This window comes from Verrucosispora sp. WMMD703, assembly GCF_049178935.1.
Lineage (GTDB): Bacteria > Actinomycetota > Actinomycetes > Mycobacteriales > Micromonosporaceae > Micromonospora > Micromonospora sediminimaris.
The window spans coordinates 2,074,096-2,091,515 of the sequence record NZ_JBMHMM010000004.1; the positions used below are offsets into that span (position 1 = coordinate 2,074,096).

Here is a 17,420-nt window from a genome sequence, read left to right on the forward strand (position 1 = left end):
TGCGGCACGCCAGAGGCGAAGGAGGCTGCCGTGGGCGCGGTCAGGGACGTACTGCGACGACCCCTCGGACACTTCACCGAACGTACGCTCGCCGGCTTGGCGCTCGTGCTCGGTGCCGGGGTGGGCTTCGGGTTGCTGCTGGTGCTGGTCCGGGTGCGGTGGTCGCCGCTGTACGACGTGGACCACGGTGTCGCCGAGTGGCTCAACGACCAGGTGGCGCCGATCGGGCCGCTGGTGACGGTGCTCAACGCCATCACCGACCTCGGTGGGCGGACGGTCATCATCTGGTTGGTGACCGTGGCCGTGGTCGGGTTGCTGATCCGCAGGCAGGGTCGCCTCGCGGTGTTCCTGATCGCCACGGGCGTGGGCGCGCTGGTCCTCGACCCCTCGCTCAAGACGCTCGTCGACCGGTTGCGCCCCGAGGTGGACGTGCCGATCGGCGCGTACGCGGGGCAGAGCTTCCCCAGCGGCCACGCGCTCGGGTCGATGGTGGCCTATGGCGCGCTGCTGCTGGTGTTCCTGCCGGCGATGGCACCCCGCTGGCGTCGGCCGGCGATGGCCCTGGTCGCCACCGTCGTCTTCCTGATCGGGTTCACCCGGGTCGCGCTCGGCGTGCACTTCCTCTCCGACGTGATCGGTGCCTGGCTGCTCGGCGCGGCCTGGCTGGGCGTCACCGCGTACGCCTTCCGGTTGTGGCGGTTGGAGCGGGGACGGCCCGCGGCACCGCTGACCGAGGGGTTGGAGCCGGAGGCCGGGCACGAGGTGGCGCCGGCGCCGGACGAGGAGAAGCTGCTGCCGCACGCCCGAGCCGGCATCGCCGAGATCATCGTCGGCTGGGTGCTGGTGTTCGGCGCCCTCTACGGCTTCGGCATGTTCGTCAGCTACCACGCCGACAACACCTTCCTGGCCAGCCTCGATGAGACGGTGCCCAACTGGTTCGCCGAGCAACGTACCGCCTCGCTCGACGATTTCAGCTGGTGGTGGAGCAAGGTCGGCGACACTCACGCCATCCTGGCGATCTCGCTGGTGTTCTGCCCGCTGGTGCTGGCGATCTGGCGGCGTTGGCGGCCGGTGCTGTTCGTGGCGTTGACCATGTTCGGCGAGCTGACCCTCTTCCTGGCCAGCGCGGCGGCGGTGGACCGGCCGCGCCCGCCGGTGGAGAACCTGGACGGCCCGATGCCGACCTCGTCGTTCCCGTCCGGGCACATCGCGGCGAGCCTCTGCATCTGGGTCGCGATCGCCGTGATCGTCTTCCCCCGGACCGACAGGTGGTGGCGGTGGGTCTTCGTGGCGCTCGCCGTGGTGATGCCGGTCGGGGTGGCGATCTCCCGGATGTACCGGGGCATGCACCACCCGACGGACTTCATGGGCGCGATCCTGCTCACCTCGCTGTGGATCGGGCTGTTGTACTGGGTGGTGCGCCCCAACGAGGACGTCCGGCAGGGCAACCAGCCGGCCATCGAGTCGGAGGACGTGGACACTCTCGATGACGAGCTTGCTCGGGCCGGCCAGCCGGGCTGAGCCTGCCGTGCTGAGGGTGATGACCTGGAACATCCGCACCGGCGGTCGGGACCGTGACGGTCCGGACCGGCGCGAGCTGGTGGCCCGGGTCATCACCGAGCAGCGGCCGGACGTACTCGCGTTGCAGGAGCTGGGTGGTCTCGACGTGGCGGGCCTGGCCAGCGGCGTCGGGCTCCGCCCGTTCGTGGCCCGTTCCTGGCTGGGGCAGCCGGTCGCACTGCTGGTGGCCCCGCGGTGGCCGGTGCTGGCCGCCGCGCCGGTACGCCGGCCGTTCCACCACGCGGCCCAACGCGTGGTGGTGAGCACCGACGCCGGTCCGTTGACGGTGCTCGGCACCCACCTCGACCCGTACTCGGGCACGCGCCGGCTGGTCGAGGCGGGGTGGGCGGTCGCCGCGCTGCGCCCCCGCCACGACGGCCTGGCGCTGCTCGCCGGTGATCTGAACACCCTCGATCCGTACGCCGGGCACGCCGACCAGGTTGGTCGGCTACCGCCCGCGTACCGTCGCCGGCATCTGCGTCGGGACGGGCGGACGGTGGAGACCCGAGCGGTGGCCCGGCTGCTCGCCGCCGGGCTGGTGGATCTCGGAGCGGACGCTGGACCGACTGTGCCGACCGCCCACGGTGGTGCCGAGTTCGCCGACATGCGTCTGGACTACCTGCTCGCGACTCCCACCCTGGCCACCCACCTCACCCACGTAGGAGTGCTCCGCACCCCCCACACCGACCACGCCTCCGACCACTACCCCCTACTAGCCGACTTCGCCCTCACCCCGCCTCTGCCGGGTTGATCAAGAGGTTCTGGTCTCCGACGTCGGCGTGTCGGGACCAAAACCTCTTGGTCAACACCCGTCCGAAGTCACAGGAGCAGGTTGAGCAGGACGGTCAGGACGATCGAGGCGACGATGGAGAACAGGATCATCAGGAGGCAGCCGACGCCGCCGCCGGCGGGGCGGATCTCCGTGTTGCCGATACGCATCGACTGTCACACCTTCCTGCTCAGAGGTCACGCAGTCGGGGCAGCAGTTGTTCCTGCGCCCAGTCCAGGAACATCGGCTGGCTGTCGCCGCCGACCTGAACCAGTGCCACGTGGGTGAAGCCGGCGTCGACGAACTTCTTGAACGCCGCCACGTGCTTGTCCACGTCGGGGCCGCAGGAGAGCCCGGCCGCCACGTCCTCCTCACGCACGCTGCGGGTGGCCGCCTCGAAGGAGTCGGTGTCGGGCAGGTCGCTGTTGACCTTCCAGCCCAGGCCGAACCAGCGGAACTGGTCGTGGGCGATCTTGCGGCACTCGGCCTCGTCGGGGCCGTAGCAGATGGCCACCTGCCCGTACCGCGGACGTCCGGCCCCGCCGGCCTGCTCGTACATCTCGACCAGGCGTGGCTCCGGATCGGTGGCGATCATGCCGTCGGCGTACTCGGCGGCCAGGGTCGCCGACTGCCGGCCGGAGGCGGCCACCGCCATCGGCACGGGGGTGTCGGGTCGGTCCCAGAGGTAGGCGTCCGGCACGTCGAAGTGGTTACCGGAGAAGGTCAACGTCTCCCCGTTGAGCAGCGGGCGGATGATCTGCAACGCCTCCTCGAACATCTCGTGCCGCTGCTGTACGTGCGGCCAACCGCCCACCACGTGCTCGTTGAGGTTCTCCCCGGCACCAAGGCCGAGGGTGAACCGGCCGTCGGAGAGCACGCCCAGCGTCGAGGCCTTCTGTGCCACCACGGCCGGGTGGTAACGGCGGATCGGGCAGGTCACGAAGGACATCAGCGCCGCCCGGGAGGTGGCGTGCGCGACAGCGCCCAGCACGGACCAGGCGTACGGCGAGTGACCCTGCGACTCCAGCCAGGGGTAGTAGTGGTCGGATATGACGAGGTGGTCGAAGCCGACCGCCTCGGCCCGCACGGCGTGGTCGACGAGTTCCTTCGGACCTGCCTGCTCGCACATCAGGGTGTAGCCGATGCTGACCATTGACGTCTCCTTCGAGCCGGGGGCGGGTCATTCCGGATACCCCGGGCCGGATCGGTCAACCCTGCTCGACGCTTGACGGTGCACCGGCCCGTGCCTACCGTTGTCTGAACCGGTTCAGATGCCGGCGTGGTGTGCATCCTGTGGTGGGGATGTCCGCCCCCGTGACGACTCGGTGTCTCCTGGGTCGTCACGGGCAGCCGGCGTACTGAACCGGTTGCTTTCGCTAACCCATCGGCATACGCTGATGCCTCGCCGGGTCTGAACGCGGCTGTCGGGCTGCAGCCGCTCACCTGTCACTCACCGCACCCCCTGGGCACGGGGGAGACACCTCCTGCGAGGAATGCATGAGAAAACTGTTCGCGGCCGTCGGCGCCGTCCTGCTGGCGACCGTCGCCGCAGTCTTCGCCTTCGGACCTTCGGCGCACGCCGCCGCCGGCTTCACGGTCAGCAACGGGCGGCTCTACGACGCCAACGGCAACGAGTTCATCATGCGTGGGGTCAACCACGCGCACACCTGGTACCCGAACCAGACCAGCTCCTTCGCCGACGTCAAGGCTCTCGGCGCCAACTCGGTTCGGGTCGTGCTCTCCAGCGGCGACCGGTGGACCCGGAACAGCGCCAGCGACGTGTCCAACGTGATCCAGCTCTGCAAGGCCAACCGGCTGATCTGCGTACTGGAGGTGCACGACACCACCGGGTACGGCGAGCAGAGCGGCGCGATCACCCTGGACCGCGCGGTCGACTACTGGCTCAGCATCGCCAGCGCGCTGAACGGCCAGGAAGCGTACGTGATCGTCAACATCGGCAACGAGCCGTACGGCAACCAGAACTACTCGTCGTACGCCACCGACACCGCCAACGCGATCCGTCGGCTGCGCGACGGCGGCCTCACGCACACCATCATGGTGGACGCCCCGAACTGGGGGCAGGACTGGTCCTTCACCATGCGGGACAACGCCCCCACGGTCTTCAGCGCCGACCCGGCCGGCAACACGGTCTTCTCGGTCCACATGTACGGCGTCTTCGACACCGCCGCGGAGATCAGCGACTACCTGGGTCGGTTCCGCAGCCGTGGCCTGCCCATCGTGGTGGGCGAGTTCGGGCACAACCACTCCGACGGCAACCCCGACGAGGACGCCATCCTCTCCTACACCCAGGCCAACGGCATCGGCTGGCTGGGCTGGTCCTGGAGCGGCAACAGCGGTGGCGTCGAGTACCTCGACATGGCCACCAACTTCAACCCGAACCAGCTGACCAGCTGGGGTGAGCGGTTGTTCAACGGCACCAACGGCATCCGGCAGACCGCGCGGCAGGCCAGCGTCTACGACTCGACTCCGCCGACCACGCCGCCGCCCTCGACTCCGCCGCCGTCCACCCCACCGCCCTCGACTCCGCCGCCCTCGACGCCGCCCCCGTCGACTCCGCCGCCGAGCGCCGGTTGCACGGCGACCTACTCGATCAGCGGACAGTGGCAGGGCGGCTTCCAGGGTGAGGTGCGGGTGACCGCCGGCACCAGTGCCATCAACGGCTGGACGGTGCGCTGGACATACGCCAACGGCCAGACGGTGACCCAGTCCTGGAACGCCACTGTCACCAGCAGCGGTTCCACCGTGACCGCCCGCAACGTCTCCTACAACGGCCGCCTCGGCGCCGGGGCCAGCACCACCTTCGGCTTCCTCGGCAGCTGGAACGGCACCAACTCGGCCCCTGCGGTGGCCTGCACCGCAAGCTGACATCGCACCGTCGATGGCCGGGCCCGCACGGGCCCGGCCATCTCTGCTTGTCGGGCCGTCTCGTCAACGGTGCGCCGGTGCCCCAGGGTTCCGGCGTCGTACGACCCCGGCGAGACGGCACGAATCCGTACCGCATCGGCTTGTTTTCAGCGACCTCACAGGCCCGCTCGATAGGGTGCGCTGGTCCGCGTCCGCTCCCAGTGTGGAGTTCGGGCACCAGACCCCGCAGGAGTACCGATGGTCTTCAAAAAGATGCTGAGCGCGTTGGGCGTGGGCGGTCCCAGTGTGGACACCGTCCTGGCCAACCCGAACACCCGGCCCGGACTGGCACTCGACGGTCAGGTCAACCTGCTTGGTGGGGACGCCGCGGCGGACATCGAACACATCGCCATCGGTCTGGTCACCCGGGTCGAGATCGGTGAGCAGGCCGGCGTGATGGAGTTCCACCGCCAGGTGGTCAGTGGGCCGCTGCAACTCGCGCCGAAGCAGACGCTGTCCATCCCGTTCCAGCTTCCGCTGCCCTGGGAGACGCCGATCACCGCGGTCTACGGTCAGCGGCTGCACGGCATGTCGCTGGGGCTGCGTACCGAACTGGCGATCGCCCGCGCGGTCGACAAGGGCGACCTGGACGAGATCAACGTGCACCCGCTGCCGGTGCAGGAGCGCATCCTGGAGGCGTTCCTCCAGCTCGGCTTCCGGTTCAAGAAGGCCGACCTGGAGCGCGGCCTGATCCACGGGGTGCAGCAGACCCTGCCGTTCTACCAGGAGATCGAGTTCTTCGCCGGGCCGCAGTACGCGCAGACCATCAACGAACTCGAACTGACCTTCGTGACCAACCCGCACGGCGTCGACGTGGTGCTGGAGTGCGACAAGCGCGGCGGCTTCCTGGCACCCGGCCACGACGTCTTCGGCCGCTACCAGGTGGCCCACACCGACGCGGACCGCTCCGACTGGGCGCAGGTGGTCGACGGCTGGTTGCAGGAGACCATCGGCCGCTTCGGTGCCATGCGCGCCCAGGCGTTCGGCCCACAGGGCTATGGCGGCGCGCAGAAGTTCGGCCACCCGCATCAGCGGGGCGGCGTCGGCATGGGCGGGGTGGTGGCCGGCGCTGCGCTGGGTGCCGCCGGTGGCATGCTCGCCGGCCACATGATCGGTAACGCGTTCGAGGGCGCCGAGGACGAGGTGTCCGAAGCCGCCGGGGACTTCGGCGGCGACTTCGGTGGCGGTGACTTCGGCGGCTTCGAGGAGTTCTAGGCACGACGAGACGGTGGCCCTTCGGGATCTCTCCCAAAGGGCCACCGTGCGTACGCGGGCCGGTCGCGGCCTCGCCGGTGCGGGGGTCACCGCCCCCGCTTGCGCTCCTCACCGGAACGCTTCGCGCTACCGGCCTTGGCCAGACCACGGCTGCCCAGGTAGCCGAGGGTCAGCAGGGTGATGAAGAACCACGCCTGGCCGGGGTTGTTCAGGTTCAGCCCGTACGCGCTGGTGCCACGCCAGAAGGCGGCGATGACCACGGTGGTTACGGCAGCGGCGTAGATCCAGAACTCGGTGGTCAGGAACGCCTGCTTCGTCTCCGTACCCGGTGCCGGCATCGGCTCCCGGTGCCCGTCGTGCATCATCGGCATCTGACGGGTCGGTGCCTCCTGCATGGCCGCGCGGTTCTGCACGTCCTGCGCCGGGCGGTTCATCGGCCTGGTAGATGCAGCCTGCGTGCTCATCTGTCCTCCTCAGGATTGATGAGTCGTAACCTGCGACCCTCGCCCCGCTACCGCGTGTCGGCCACGGCACGGTTCGCGCACTTGGCGGGGGCACCCCGCGTCTACCCCCGCCGACGGGGGCAGTAACGCCCGCAGGTTCCGCGATTCCCGCCGTTCGCGCGGGCGACGCCGGGCTGCCGCGTCGCCCGCGCTCAGGCTCACCGCAGGCCGTTGCGGATGGCCACGCCGACCAGCAGGTCCGGGTCGTCGGTGATGATGCCGTCGACTCCGAGGTCGATCACCCGCTGCATCACCGCGGCGTCGTTCACGGTGTACGGGATCACCTTGAGGCCGTACCGGGCCTGGAGGGTGCGTACGTCCGGTCCGTGGAAGTACGTCGGGTCCTGCCGCAGGTACCAGTCCGGGTGGCTGACGGAACCCTGTGCCGGGTCGTGCACCTGCCAGTTCGCCGACACCGTGGCAGCGCCGGCAGCCCGGGTGAGCTTGCCCAGGTCCCGGTACTTCCACCAGTCCAGCCCGGCGGTCCACGGGCTCTTGACCGACGGGTCGCCGTACACCGCCCGCAGCGAGCACTCATCCGCCAGCCCGGCACACTCCGCCGGCCCGTACTGCCAGACCAGGGCGACCGTCTCGATCCGCCGGTCCAGGCGCCGGGCGTAGGTGATGGTGCGCCAGTCGAAGGACTGGACGGTGACCCGGCTGGTGAGGCCGGCGCGCTGCACGGCGGTGACCAGCTTGCGGGTGAAGCTACGGTACGGCTCGGTGTCGTCCACCAACGGGCTGATCTTCGTCTCGATGTTGAACCGGATGTCCGTCCGGCCGCTGGCCTTCACCAGCGCGAAGACCTCCTCCAGGGTGGGGATCCGGGCACCCGGGACGGGTACCTGGTCGGGCAGTTCGGCAGCGGTCTTCGTACCACAGTCGAGGGTCTTGAGCTGCGCGAGACTGAGCGAGTGCACCAGCTTGCCCACGTACGGGAACTGCGGGTCGCGCGGCCGTACCGGTGCGGTGTCGAGACAGTGCGAGCCGTTGACGGTGCGGTCGTGCAGCACGACCAGCCGGCCGTCGGAGGTCACGCCGGTGTCCAGTTCCAGGGTGGAGATCGCCGGGTTGGCCAGCGCGTTGGCGAAAGCGGGCAGGGTGTTCTCGGGCCGGGTCGCCCGACCGCCGCGGTGCGCCTGGATGTCGAACGGCGACGCGTACGCCCGGGGCAGCCGGTAGCCGCGCTGGGCGAGCAGCGTACGCAGCCGGTCCGGGTAGTCGGTGATGATGCCGTCCACCCCGTCGTCGATCAGCTTGGCCATGGTCGGCACGTCGTTCACCGTCCACGGGATCACCGTGATGCCGTTACGGTGCGCGTGGGTCACCAGTTCCCGGGTCACGTACGGCCGGTAGCCGGGGTCGGTGACGGTGCCGTTCTGCGGGAAGCCGTGCACCGGTGAGAACGCGGTGACGCCCAGGCTGCGGATCGCCCGTATCGGGTCGCCGCCGAAGTCGTCGATGTCCAGCCCACCCAGCCACGGCGAGGCGCCCGGCTGCCCGACCTGGAGGAAGTCGTAGTTGGTCAGCGCCACCAACGGCAGTCGCGGCTCGACCTGACGCATCCGCTTGAGCGCGCCCCAGTCGAAGCTCTGGATGGTCACCTGCCGCAGCAGCCCCGCGGCCCGGATCTCCTTCGCGGTGACCTGGACGAACTGTTCCCGTGGCGCGGTCTCGTTCGGCGCTCCCGCCTCCACCTTGGTCTCGATGTTGAGCGTCACATCGTCCGCCCGGTACCGCTTGACCAGGTCGAAGACCTCGCTCAGCAGCGGCATCCGAGCGCCCGGCACGGCGAGTTGACCGGGTCGGTCGGGCAGCGTACGTGAGCCGCAGTCGAGGGTGCGCACCTGTGCCAGGGTCAACGTGTTGACGTACTTCCCGACGTACGGGAACTCGGGGTCACCGGGTACGACCGGGGCGGTGTCGGTGCACTTCGCGGCGCTGACCCGCCGGTCGTGGGTGACCACGGCCCGTCCGTCCTCGGTGATCTGCACGTCCAGTTCGAGGGTGCCCACCCCGAGCTGAAGGGCGTTGCCGAACGACGCGAGGCTGCTCTCCACCCGCAGCCCGAGTCCGCCCCGGTGGGCCTGTAGGTCGAAGTCCCGGTCTGGTCGCGGATGTGCCGCGGCAGGCGCCGCCAGCATGGTCGTCACGATCGTCGCGGCCAGGGCCACGACGGCGGTACGGCGTACGATGCGCACGCTGTCCTCTCCCTCCTGCGGGGATCTCCCGCCGAATCCGATGCACAGCATCGGCAGCCGGCGCGGCGGGCAGGCAAGCGCCGTGCGACGACCCGGTGAACCGGCGGTGCGGGTTTGCCGCGCCGGTCACCGGGCACGCACCGAGACCGACCCTTCTGCGAGGTGATGGATCGTGCGTGAGGACGAGATGCGACAGGACGCCGCCCGCCGGGCCGAGGAGCGGATCGCCGGCGGCGTGTACGGCGAAGGTGCCCTGGACGAGGTGACCGTGCCGCCGACCGATGTGGAGAGCCAGTTGCAGCGCGACGACCCGGACGACCCGGCGGACGTGCCGATCGACCCGAACGTGCTGCGCGACGGCGGCCCGACACGCGGCCAGGGCGCGATCACCACGACCGGCGGCACCGCCGGCCCGGCCAGTGCCCGTCGGATGGCCCGCCAACCGGAGCGCCATCGCGGCAAGGTCGCCCCGACCACCACCGGCGACGCCACCACCGGCGGCCTGACCACCCCACCCGCCGGCCCAACAAGCGACAACTCCACCCCCACCACCCACCAGGGCAACTTCGAATAACCACCCACCCACCCACCCACCCACCCACCCCAGCCCCACCCACCCCAGCCCCGGTTGATCAAGAAGTTTTGGTCGGATCTTGAGATCAACATCGACCAAAACTTCTTGATCAACGCGGGTGGGCGCGGGAGGGCGGGTGGGCACGGGAGGGCGGGAGGGCGGGTGGGGGTGGGGTGGGGGTTAGGGGTGGGTGGGGCTGAGGGTGGTTAGGCGTTGGGTGGCTCGGGTTAGGGCTACGTAGAGGTCGCTGGGGCCTCGGGGGGACTCGGCGATGATGCGGTCGGGGTCGGCCACGATGACCGAGTCGAATTCCAGGCCCTTGGCCGCGGCGACGGTCAGCACCACCACCCGGCTCTCCAGCTCCGGTTGCTCACCGACGGCCGCCTCGGGCAGGGCCGCCGTCAGGGCGGTACCGAGGTCGTCGAGCCGGCCGGCCGGGACGATCACCCCGAGCCGCCCGTCGGTCAGCCCGGCTGCCTCGGCGGTGGCGACCGCCACCAGCTCCGCGCCGAGCGACTCCGTCGGCACCGCCCGCTGCTGCGGCGCGAAGCCGCTGGAGCGTACGGCGCGGGGCGGGCGCAGCGTCGGATCGATCTCGTGCAGTACCCCCGCCGCCACCTCCATGATCTCGGCCGGGGTGCGGTAGCTGACGGTCAGCTCGGTCAGCCGCCACCGGTCCGCCACGTACGGGGCCAGCGCCTCCGCCCACGACGGTGTGCCGGCCAGCGCACCGGTCTGCGCCACGTCACCCACGATGGTCATCGAACGGCTCGGGCAGCGGCGCATCAGCAGCCGCCACGCCATCGGGGACAACTCCTGCGCCTCGTCGACGATGACGTGGCCGAACGCCCAGCCCCGGTCGGCCGCCGCCCGCTGGGCGGTGGTGAGCCGGTCCGCCTCCTCCTGCCGTTCCAGCAGCCGGTCGGCGTCCAGCAGGTCGGTCACGCCGAGGATCTCGCCGCCCTCGGCCTCGTCCTCCACGTCGATCGAGCGGGAACCTCGGGCGATCTCCAGCACACCCTCGGCGTACTCGCGTTGCAGGGCCCGGATCCGGTCCCGGCGGGCGGCGGCGGCCCGGTCGTCCTCGCCGAGCAGCTCCGCTGCCTCGTCCAGCAGGGGTACGTCCGCCGGTGTCCAGCCGCCCGGCTCGCGGTGCAACGCGGCCCGCTCCGCAGCGGTGAGCATGGGCGCGGCGGTGTCGATGCGCTCGGGCGCGGCGTACAGGTCGGCGAGCAGGCGTTGCGGCGTGAGCACCGGCCACAGCTCGTCCAGGGTCGCCCGGACCTCCGGCTCCTCGCGCAGCTCCCGGCGGATCTCGGCGCGGTCGGCCTCTTCGAGCAGGTTCTCCCCGCCCAACGGGTCGGCGCCGATGCGTTCGGCCACCTGGTCGGCGAGCGCGTGGATGACCTCGATGTCGAAGACCGCGCGGGCCAGGTTGTGCGGTCGGCCGCTGCGCCGGGCCCGGTCACGCGCCGCGTGCACGGTGGCCGGGTCCAGGACCAGGACCTCCCGCTGCGGCAGTTCGATCTCCACCGGCTCGTCGGGCACCCGCTGCCGATCGCGTACGGCGTTGGCCAGCACCTCGACCATCGTCAGGCGGCCCTTCAGGGCGGCGGTGGTGGCCGGCTCGGCCCGGTGGGCGCTCACGCCCGGAAAAAGATCGCCCTGGGTACGCAGCAGCACGCCCGTCTCGGCCAGCGCCGGCAGCACCTGCGAGATGTACCGCAGGAACGTCACGTTCGGGCCGACCAGCAGCACGCCCCTGGTCGACAGTTCCCGCCGGTGGGTGTAGAGCAGGTACGCGGCCCGGTGCAGCGCCACCGCGGTCTTGCCGGTGCCCGGCCCGCCCTGCACCACCAGCACGCCCGGCAGGTCGGCCCGGATGATCCGGTCCTGCTCGGCCTGGATGGTCTGCACGATGTCCCGCATCCGGCCGGTCCGGCCGGCGTTCAGCGCCGCCAGCAGCGACGCCTCACCGGTCACCTCCTCGTGAGCGGTGGGAGAGGCGGTGGCCAGGTCGAGCACCTCGTCGTTGAGGCCGACCACCTTCCGTTGCCGGGTACGCAGGTGCCGACGTCGCCGGATGCCCTGCGGGTTGGCGGCGGTGGCGAGGTAGAACGCGCGGGCGGCCGGGGCGCGCCAGTCCATCAGCAGGGGCTCGTAGTCACCTTCGGTGTCAAAGATGCCGATTCGGCCGATGTAGTGGCGCTGGTCGCTGTCGGTGTCCAGCCGGCCGAAACAGAGGCCATTCTCCACCGCCGAGAACTGCTCGACCTGGTCGGCGTACATGCGTACCGAGCTGTCGCGCTGTGAGCGGGCCTGCAACGTGCCGCCGGTGGACCGCAGTTGCTCAGTCAACCGCGTCGCCGCCTGGTCACGTAGGTCGTCGAGGCGCTGGTAGAGCATCGAGACGTACTCCTGCTCGCGGCCGATCTCGTCGTCGGACGGCGAACCGCCGGAGTGCCTTGACAATCCGTCTCCCGATTAGCTAGAATTCGCATTCAGAACGGCTTTCGCAGCCGTTCATTTTTTATGCCTGAACTGCCAAAGATAGCGCGCTGTCGACGGTCAGCGGCGCTCGGTGCAGACCTCGTCGGAGCGGGCCACGGTGTCGGTGGACCAGGCGACCGCGACCGTGAAGCAGTAGTCGAGACTGCGGTTGAGTCCGTAGACCACGAAGCTGTCGCTGCCGGCGGGCAGATCCGCGAAGGGGTTCTGCGGCTGGCCGTTCCGGCCGCCCGAAACGATCACCGGCCCCTCCGCTCCGGCCGGGTAGGTCCACCGCAACGTCACACTGTCCCGGTTGTCACGCAGCGACAGCCCGGTCGGCGGGGCACCGGGGGAGGCGGGGGGAGCATCGCCGGCCGTGGCGGTGGCCGCCGGGGTCGCCGCGCCGCTCGGGTCGCCGCTGGCCGCCGGTGGCGTCGGATCGCCGCCGCCGACCCGGGACACCCCGGCGATGACCGCCGCGGCACCGAGCAGCACCACCACGACCCCGGCCGCGACGATCAGCACCAGCCGGTTCGGCCGGGCGTCCGACGCCGGTACGGCGGTACGGCGTACCGGCACCGGCAGCAGGCGCGACGGAGGCCCGGGGCGTTCCGGCTCGACCCGGCGCAGCCGGTACACCCCGGGCGCCTGCGGCGTACCGGTCAGCCCGACCACGTTCGGCGGTACCGCACCGCCCGCCGGGGGTGGCGGCGGTTCGGGATACGGGTTCGGACCGGGCTGCTCGACCGCCGGCCCGACCCACCAGTCCTCGGGTGGCCCGGCCGGGCCGTCGACCGGCTGCCGGGGCGTGGGTACGGCGGAGGCGGCGCCGCTCGCCGAAGGATCAGTCGACGGGTACCCGTGGCTCGGGTGGTAACCCTCCGCCGGGTGTTCCTCCCGGGCGGTGTGGTGGGCCGCCGGCCACGGCTGCTCGTCCTCCTCCGTCGCCCAGGACGTCGCGGCAGCTGTCCCGGCCGGCTGGCCCGACGGCGGTTCCTCCGGGGCCGCCGCCCACGTCGGCGGCCAGGTGTCGGTCGGCGTGGGTGGGAGGTCGTCGGCCGCCGGGGTACGGGCGGACGGCACGACCGGTTCCTCCACGCTTACCGGTGGGTTGTCGGCGCAGACGTGGTCCGGATTGGCCGCCGCTCGGGCCAGCGTGGCCACCTGGGCGGCCAGCGGATCGTCGGCGGGGAGATGCTGGCGGGCCAGTTCCCGGGCCAGGGCCAGATTGTCCTGCGCGTCGGCGAACTGGCCACAGTCGCGCTGCATCGAGCCGAGCCGGGCCAGCATCTTGATCCCGCTCGGGTGCCCGTCGCCGTAGACCTCGCGGTGCAGCTCCCATGCGTCCTGGAGCCGGTCGCGGGCGACCTGGCACTGACCCCGGGCGTACTCCACGGTGGCCAGATCGGCGTGGGCGGCGAGCACCCGCAGCGACTCCGGTCCGTCCGACGCGGTCAGCTCGATGATCACTTCCTGGTACAGCCGCGCCGCCCGCGACCAGCTGCCCACCCGGTGCAGCACCGCCGCCAGGGTGGCCGCGGCGGCCACCGTACGCGGGTCGGAGCGGCCGTAGAGCCGGGTGCTGGCGGCGTACGCGTAGGCGGCCCAACCCCGTGCCGAGTGCGGCTCGCCGAGCGCGATCAGCACCCGCGCGTGCAGGCTGGCCGCCTCGGCCAACTCGGACGTGGCGTTGGCCGGGCGCGGGTCGGCGCCGGTCAGCGCGTCGGCGAGCAGCCGTTGGGCGCCGGCGAGATCGCCGGCGGAGACCAGGTCGTGCGCCTGATCAGTCAGTTCACCGAAGCCGGAGGGCACGCCCCATCGTGCTCATTCAGCGACGTTTAGTACAAGACCCGCGCCGGAGTGGTTCGGTCAGGATCCGGTCACGCTCACCTCAGACGTTCGGCCAGCACCTCGCTGATCCGGCGCAACTGCTCCACCTGCGTCGGGCTGAGGGGGTCGAACAGGTGCCGGCGTACCCCCTCGACGTGGCCGGGCGCGGCGGCGGCCAGCTTCGCGAAACCCTCGTCGGTGAGGTGGGCGATCTGGCCGCGCCGGTCGGTGGGGCAGTCCTCGCGACGCACCCAGCCGGCCGCCTCCAGGCGAGCCACCGCATGCGACAGACGACTGCGCGAGGAGCCGCTGGACTTGGCCAACTCGCTCATCCGCAACCGACGGTCGGGTGCCTCGGAGAGCCGTACCAGGATCTCGTAGTAGGCGTGCGGCATCCCGGCGTCGCGTTGCAACTCGCGGTCGAGCGTGTCCATGAGCGCCCGGGAGGCGGTCAGGAACGCCCGCCAGGTGCGCTGTTCGTCCGGGTCCAGCCAGCGGGTCATGACCAGCATCATAGCGTGATAGTTGAACACTCAACTAAAGCGGGCTAGCCTTGGCGCATGGGAATCCATCGCCTCAACCACGCCGTCCTCTACGTCAGCGACCTCGACCGCAGCGTCGCCTTCTACCGCGACGTGCTGGGCTTCCGCCGGGTACCGATGACCCCCGAGGGTTTCCGGGGCGCCGCCTTCCTCCAGGCGCCGGGCTCCACCAACGACCACGACCTCGGCCTGTTCGAGATCGGCGCGGGTGCCGGTCGGTCGACCGCCGGCCGGGCCACCGTCGGCCTCTACCACCTGGCCTGGGAGGTGGACACCCTCGACGAGCTGGCCACCACCGCTCGGCGGCTGACCGAGGCGGGCGCGCTGGTCGGCACCTCCGACCACGGCACCACCAAGAGCCTCTACGGTCAGGACCCGGACGGGCTGGAGTTCGAGGTGGTCTGGCTGGTCCCCGCCGACCAGCTCGACGAGGCCGCCCTCGCCGCCCGGACCAGGATCGGTCGCCTCAACCTGACCGCCGAGATCCAGCGTTACGGCGGAGACACCCGGGGCGGCGTCGGCATCTCGGTCCCCGTGTGACACGCCGTCCAGGCGGGCCGGCGTGACGGGTTGCGGTAGAACGGCAGGATGCCGATCGAAGCCGTAGGGCACGCGCCGTTCCTCCGACACCTCGACAGGTGGCTGCCGGCCGCGCTGCGCCGCGCCCGGCGGGCCACCGTCGCCCTCGGGTACGACGGCAGCGACCCGAGCCTGGCCGAGCAGACCGTACGCCTGACCGGCGAGCACGCCGCGCGGCTGCGCGGCTGCCGGCTGACCGTCCTCGTGCTCGCCGAGGGCACCGAGGAACTACCGGCCCGACTCGGTGCCGCCGAGGCCGGACTGCCGGCCGAGGTCGCCGTACACCTGATGCCCGGCCCGCCGGCCCGGCTGCCGGTGGCCCTGCGGGCGGCCGGCGCGGCGGGCGCGCCGGTGCTGTCCTACCTGGAGGCGGATGATCCGGTGACGCTCACCGCCGCCGCGACCGGGCGGGGCACCGAGGCGTTCGTGATCGCGGAGGTGACGGCCGCCCTGCGAGCGGGGCTGATGGACGCCGGATTCGCGCTGGCCACCGAGGTCGAGCTGGTCGACGCCGACCGGCGGCTCGGCTTCGGCACCGGCTCGGATCGCAGCCTGGAGGAGCTGAAGGAAGCCCTGTGGGCGAGCGGGTTGCGATTCCGCGACCCGGACGGCGAGCCGCTGTCGCCGGCACTCCCGGTGGACCCGGCGCCACTGGGCCGTGCCCTGCTGGCCGAGCTGACCCGGCACGGCCCGCGCACGGTCACCGAGCTGCGCCGGTACGCGGTGACGGAGACCGCCTACCGGGCGGTGGACGCGGTCCGGGCCCTGGACGACCTGCTCGACACCGGCCAGGTGGCCCGGACCCCGCCGGACGGCCGGCTCGGCGGCGACGTGCTTGTCACACCCGTGCGGTCAGGCGCCTGACCACAAGTGAGAAGCCGGTGGCGATCACCCCGATGCTGAACACCATCTGCGCGCAGACCAGCACCCGGGCGAACTGCCCGTTGGCGTGCACGTCGCCGTAGCCGATGGTGGTCAGGGTGGCCAGCGCGAAGTACAACGCGTCGACGCGGGTCTCCAGATTGACGAACTGGGCCGGCGCGAGCCTGGCGATGACGTAGTCGGCGAGGGCGAAGGCGAGCAGACCGGCAATCAGCGCGAGGACCAGGTGCGTCACCGGTGGTGCCGCGCGTTCGTGCGTGGCGGCGACGATCTGACGGCGTACCTGGCCGGTGACCAGCCGGGCCACCACGCCGAGAATCAGCACGGTGAGACCGATACGCAGGCCGAGCCGGGTGGGGTCGGGATCGGACTCCACCGGCACGACGAAGTAGGTCACGAAGAGCAGCCCGCAGGCCAGCGAGGTTCGCCGACGCGTCAACCGGTGGTCCGCTTTCTGTTTCATGTCGAAATTGTCCGGCCCGGCGGTGCATCATCGGTGCGACCCGCCCGGGTCAGCGGAAACGGTTGGTGCGGCCAGAAACAATGTCGGGGCGCCGGGGGTGCCGGCGCCCCGCTGAACGTCGGCGCTTCAGGACTTGTCCTGCTTCCAGTGCAGCGGCCCCGGCAGGTCGACGCGGTGCGCCTTGGCCCGCGAGTTCCAGGACCAGCGACCGAGCTTGATGCTCCAGGACGAGAAGCCGTTCTGCGTGAAGTGCAGGATGAGCGGCCCGAACTTCTTGCGCTTACGCAACATCACACCCATTGTGGGGCTCCCTTCGAGACTTCCCGTACGGGCTCGAAGATGCCCATTGCGTCGATTCGCCAAACCAGGCCGAATCCGCAGTGGAGTTCAGTCGCTCGACTGATTGACGAACAACCCGGGTGGGGGGCATCAGCGGGGTTCCCAGGCGTCCGGCTGCGTGGTCAGGCGGCGGACGTGGGGCGGTAGCCGACCGTCGAGCAGGTCGGCCAGGCTCACCTCGTCGACGACGCGGCGCAGTGCCGCCCGGACCGCGACCCAGAACTCGGGCAGGTGCGCTGCCACCCCTTCGTACCGTGTCTCCTCTGGACGCCGGCCGCGTACGCCGGCCAACGGGCCCTCCGCGGCGCGCAACACCGCGCCGACGGTGACCTCGCCGGGCGGCCGGGCCAGGGTGTAGCCGCCTTCCGCGCCGCGCTGGGCCCGGACGATGCCGGCCCGGCGCAGGTCGGCCAGGACCGCCTCCAGGAACTTGCGGGGCATGTCCTGCTCCGCGGCGATGACCTGGGTGGACAGCAACGCCGGGTACGTGGCGGCGAGGCTCAGTGTCGCCCGTACCGCGTAGTCGCCACGCGCGGAGATCTGCACTC

Annotated in this window: 16 protein-coding genes; 7 read left to right on the plus strand and 9 right to left on the minus strand. The window is 71.2% G+C overall.

Features of this window, described 5'->3' with window-relative positions; genetic code table 11:
* Window positions 1–30: 30 nt before the first annotated feature.
* Both ACN26Z_RS10180 and ACN26Z_RS10185 read left to right on the plus strand, forming a co-directional pair.
* Entirely contained in the window at window positions 31–1,521 is a 1,491-nt protein-coding gene (locus ACN26Z_RS10180; protein ID WP_093402910.1) for a phosphatase PAP2 family protein, read from the plus strand.
* Window positions 1,487–2,311, plus strand: a complete 825-nt coding sequence (locus ACN26Z_RS10185; RefSeq protein ID WP_421460801.1) for an endonuclease/exonuclease/phosphatase family protein — start codon at window positions 1,487–1,489, stop codon at window positions 2,309–2,311. The genes ACN26Z_RS10180 and ACN26Z_RS10185 overlap by 35 nt, the downstream gene beginning before the upstream one ends.
* Before the next feature lie 208 nt (window positions 2,312–2,519).
* Here ACN26Z_RS10185 and ACN26Z_RS10190 read toward each other — a convergent pair whose 3' ends face one another.
* Window positions 2,520–3,482 carry a TIGR03557 family F420-dependent LLM class oxidoreductase gene (locus tag ACN26Z_RS10190; protein WP_282239463.1) on the minus strand — a complete coding sequence of 321 codons (963 nt, stop codon included), beginning with the start codon at window positions 3,480–3,482 and terminating at the stop codon, window positions 2,520–2,522.
* A gap of 344 nt (window positions 3,483–3,826) precedes the next feature.
* On the opposite strand from ACN26Z_RS10190, the gene ACN26Z_RS10195 reads away from it, so the two are divergent.
* Together ACN26Z_RS10195 and ACN26Z_RS10200 are read left to right on the plus strand one after the other, a co-directional pair.
* A complete protein-coding gene (locus tag ACN26Z_RS10195; protein ID WP_421460802.1) occupies window positions 3,827–5,215 on the plus strand; it encodes a cellulase family glycosylhydrolase in 1,389 nt (462 codons plus the stop codon).
* A gap of 237 nt (window positions 5,216–5,452) precedes the next feature.
* Window positions 5,453–6,469, plus strand: a complete 1,017-nt coding sequence (locus tag ACN26Z_RS10200; RefSeq protein WP_421460805.1) for a sporulation protein — start codon at window positions 5,453–5,455, stop codon at window positions 6,467–6,469.
* An 86-nt stretch (window positions 6,470–6,555) separates the two neighbouring features.
* Here ACN26Z_RS10200 and ACN26Z_RS10205 read toward each other — a convergent pair whose 3' ends face one another.
* Together ACN26Z_RS10205 and ACN26Z_RS10210 are read right to left on the minus strand one after the other, a co-directional pair.
* Window positions 6,556–6,933 carry a hypothetical protein gene (locus ACN26Z_RS10205; RefSeq protein ID WP_093402914.1) on the minus strand — a complete coding sequence of 126 codons (378 nt, stop codon included), beginning with the start codon at window positions 6,931–6,933 and terminating at the stop codon, window positions 6,556–6,558.
* 197 nt (window positions 6,934–7,130) lie between these two features.
* Window positions 7,131–9,173, minus strand: coding sequence for a glycerophosphodiester phosphodiesterase family protein (locus ACN26Z_RS10210; protein WP_421460807.1), 2,043 nt, complete (start codon window positions 9,171–9,173; stop codon window positions 7,131–7,133).
* Between the two features lie 172 nt (window positions 9,174–9,345).
* On the opposite strand from ACN26Z_RS10210, the gene ACN26Z_RS10215 reads away from it, so the two are divergent.
* Entirely contained in the window at window positions 9,346–9,747 is a 402-nt protein-coding gene (locus ACN26Z_RS10215) for a hypothetical protein (RefSeq protein WP_421460809.1), read from the plus strand.
* Between the two features lie 180 nt (window positions 9,748–9,927).
* Here ACN26Z_RS10215 and ACN26Z_RS10220 read toward each other — a convergent pair whose 3' ends face one another.
* The 3 genes from ACN26Z_RS10220 to ACN26Z_RS10230 form a co-directional block, all read right to left on the minus strand.
* Window positions 9,928–12,153 carry a HelD family protein gene (locus tag ACN26Z_RS10220; RefSeq protein ID WP_421464600.1) on the minus strand — a complete coding sequence of 742 codons (2,226 nt, stop codon included), beginning with the start codon at window positions 12,151–12,153 and terminating at the stop codon, window positions 9,928–9,930.
* Between the two features lie 162 nt (window positions 12,154–12,315).
* The gene (locus ACN26Z_RS10225) at window positions 12,316–14,049 is read right to left on the minus strand and encodes a tetratricopeptide repeat protein (protein WP_421460810.1); all 1,734 of its coding nucleotides are present in this window, start codon (window positions 14,047–14,049) and stop codon (window positions 12,316–12,318) included.
* A 74-nt stretch (window positions 14,050–14,123) separates the two neighbouring features.
* Window positions 14,124–14,579: a MarR family winged helix-turn-helix transcriptional regulator gene (locus tag ACN26Z_RS10230; RefSeq protein WP_421464602.1), complete on the minus strand. Its 456-nt coding sequence runs from the start codon at window positions 14,577–14,579 to the stop codon at window positions 14,124–14,126.
* 48 nt (window positions 14,580–14,627) lie between these two features.
* Here ACN26Z_RS10230 and ACN26Z_RS10235 point away from each other — a divergent pair, with 48 nt between their 5' ends.
* Both ACN26Z_RS10235 and ACN26Z_RS10240 read left to right on the plus strand, forming a co-directional pair.
* Window positions 14,628–15,149: a VOC family protein gene (locus ACN26Z_RS10235; protein WP_282239457.1), complete on the plus strand. Its 522-nt coding sequence runs from the start codon at window positions 14,628–14,630 to the stop codon at window positions 15,147–15,149.
* Between the two features lie 48 nt (window positions 15,150–15,197).
* Window positions 15,198–16,052: a hypothetical protein gene (locus ACN26Z_RS10240; RefSeq protein ID WP_421460812.1), complete on the plus strand. Its 855-nt coding sequence runs from the start codon at window positions 15,198–15,200 to the stop codon at window positions 16,050–16,052.
* Here ACN26Z_RS10240 and ACN26Z_RS10245 read toward each other — a convergent pair.
* From ACN26Z_RS10245 to ACN26Z_RS10255, 3 genes are all read right to left on the minus strand, one after another.
* A complete protein-coding gene (locus ACN26Z_RS10245; protein ID WP_282239455.1) occupies window positions 16,027–16,533 on the minus strand; it encodes a potassium channel family protein in 507 nt (168 codons plus the stop codon). The two genes, ACN26Z_RS10240 and ACN26Z_RS10245, sit on opposite strands and share 26 nt — an antisense overlap.
* Before the next feature lie 126 nt (window positions 16,534–16,659).
* A complete protein-coding gene (locus ACN26Z_RS10250) occupies window positions 16,660–16,833 on the minus strand; it encodes a DUF4236 domain-containing protein (RefSeq protein WP_093402924.1) in 174 nt (57 codons plus the stop codon).
* Between the two features lie 129 nt (window positions 16,834–16,962).
* The gene (locus ACN26Z_RS10255; RefSeq protein WP_210938844.1) at window positions 16,963–17,418 is read right to left on the minus strand and encodes an RrF2 family transcriptional regulator; all 456 of its coding nucleotides are present in this window, start codon (window positions 17,416–17,418) and stop codon (window positions 16,963–16,965) included.
* Window positions 17,419–17,420: the final 2 nt, after the last annotated feature.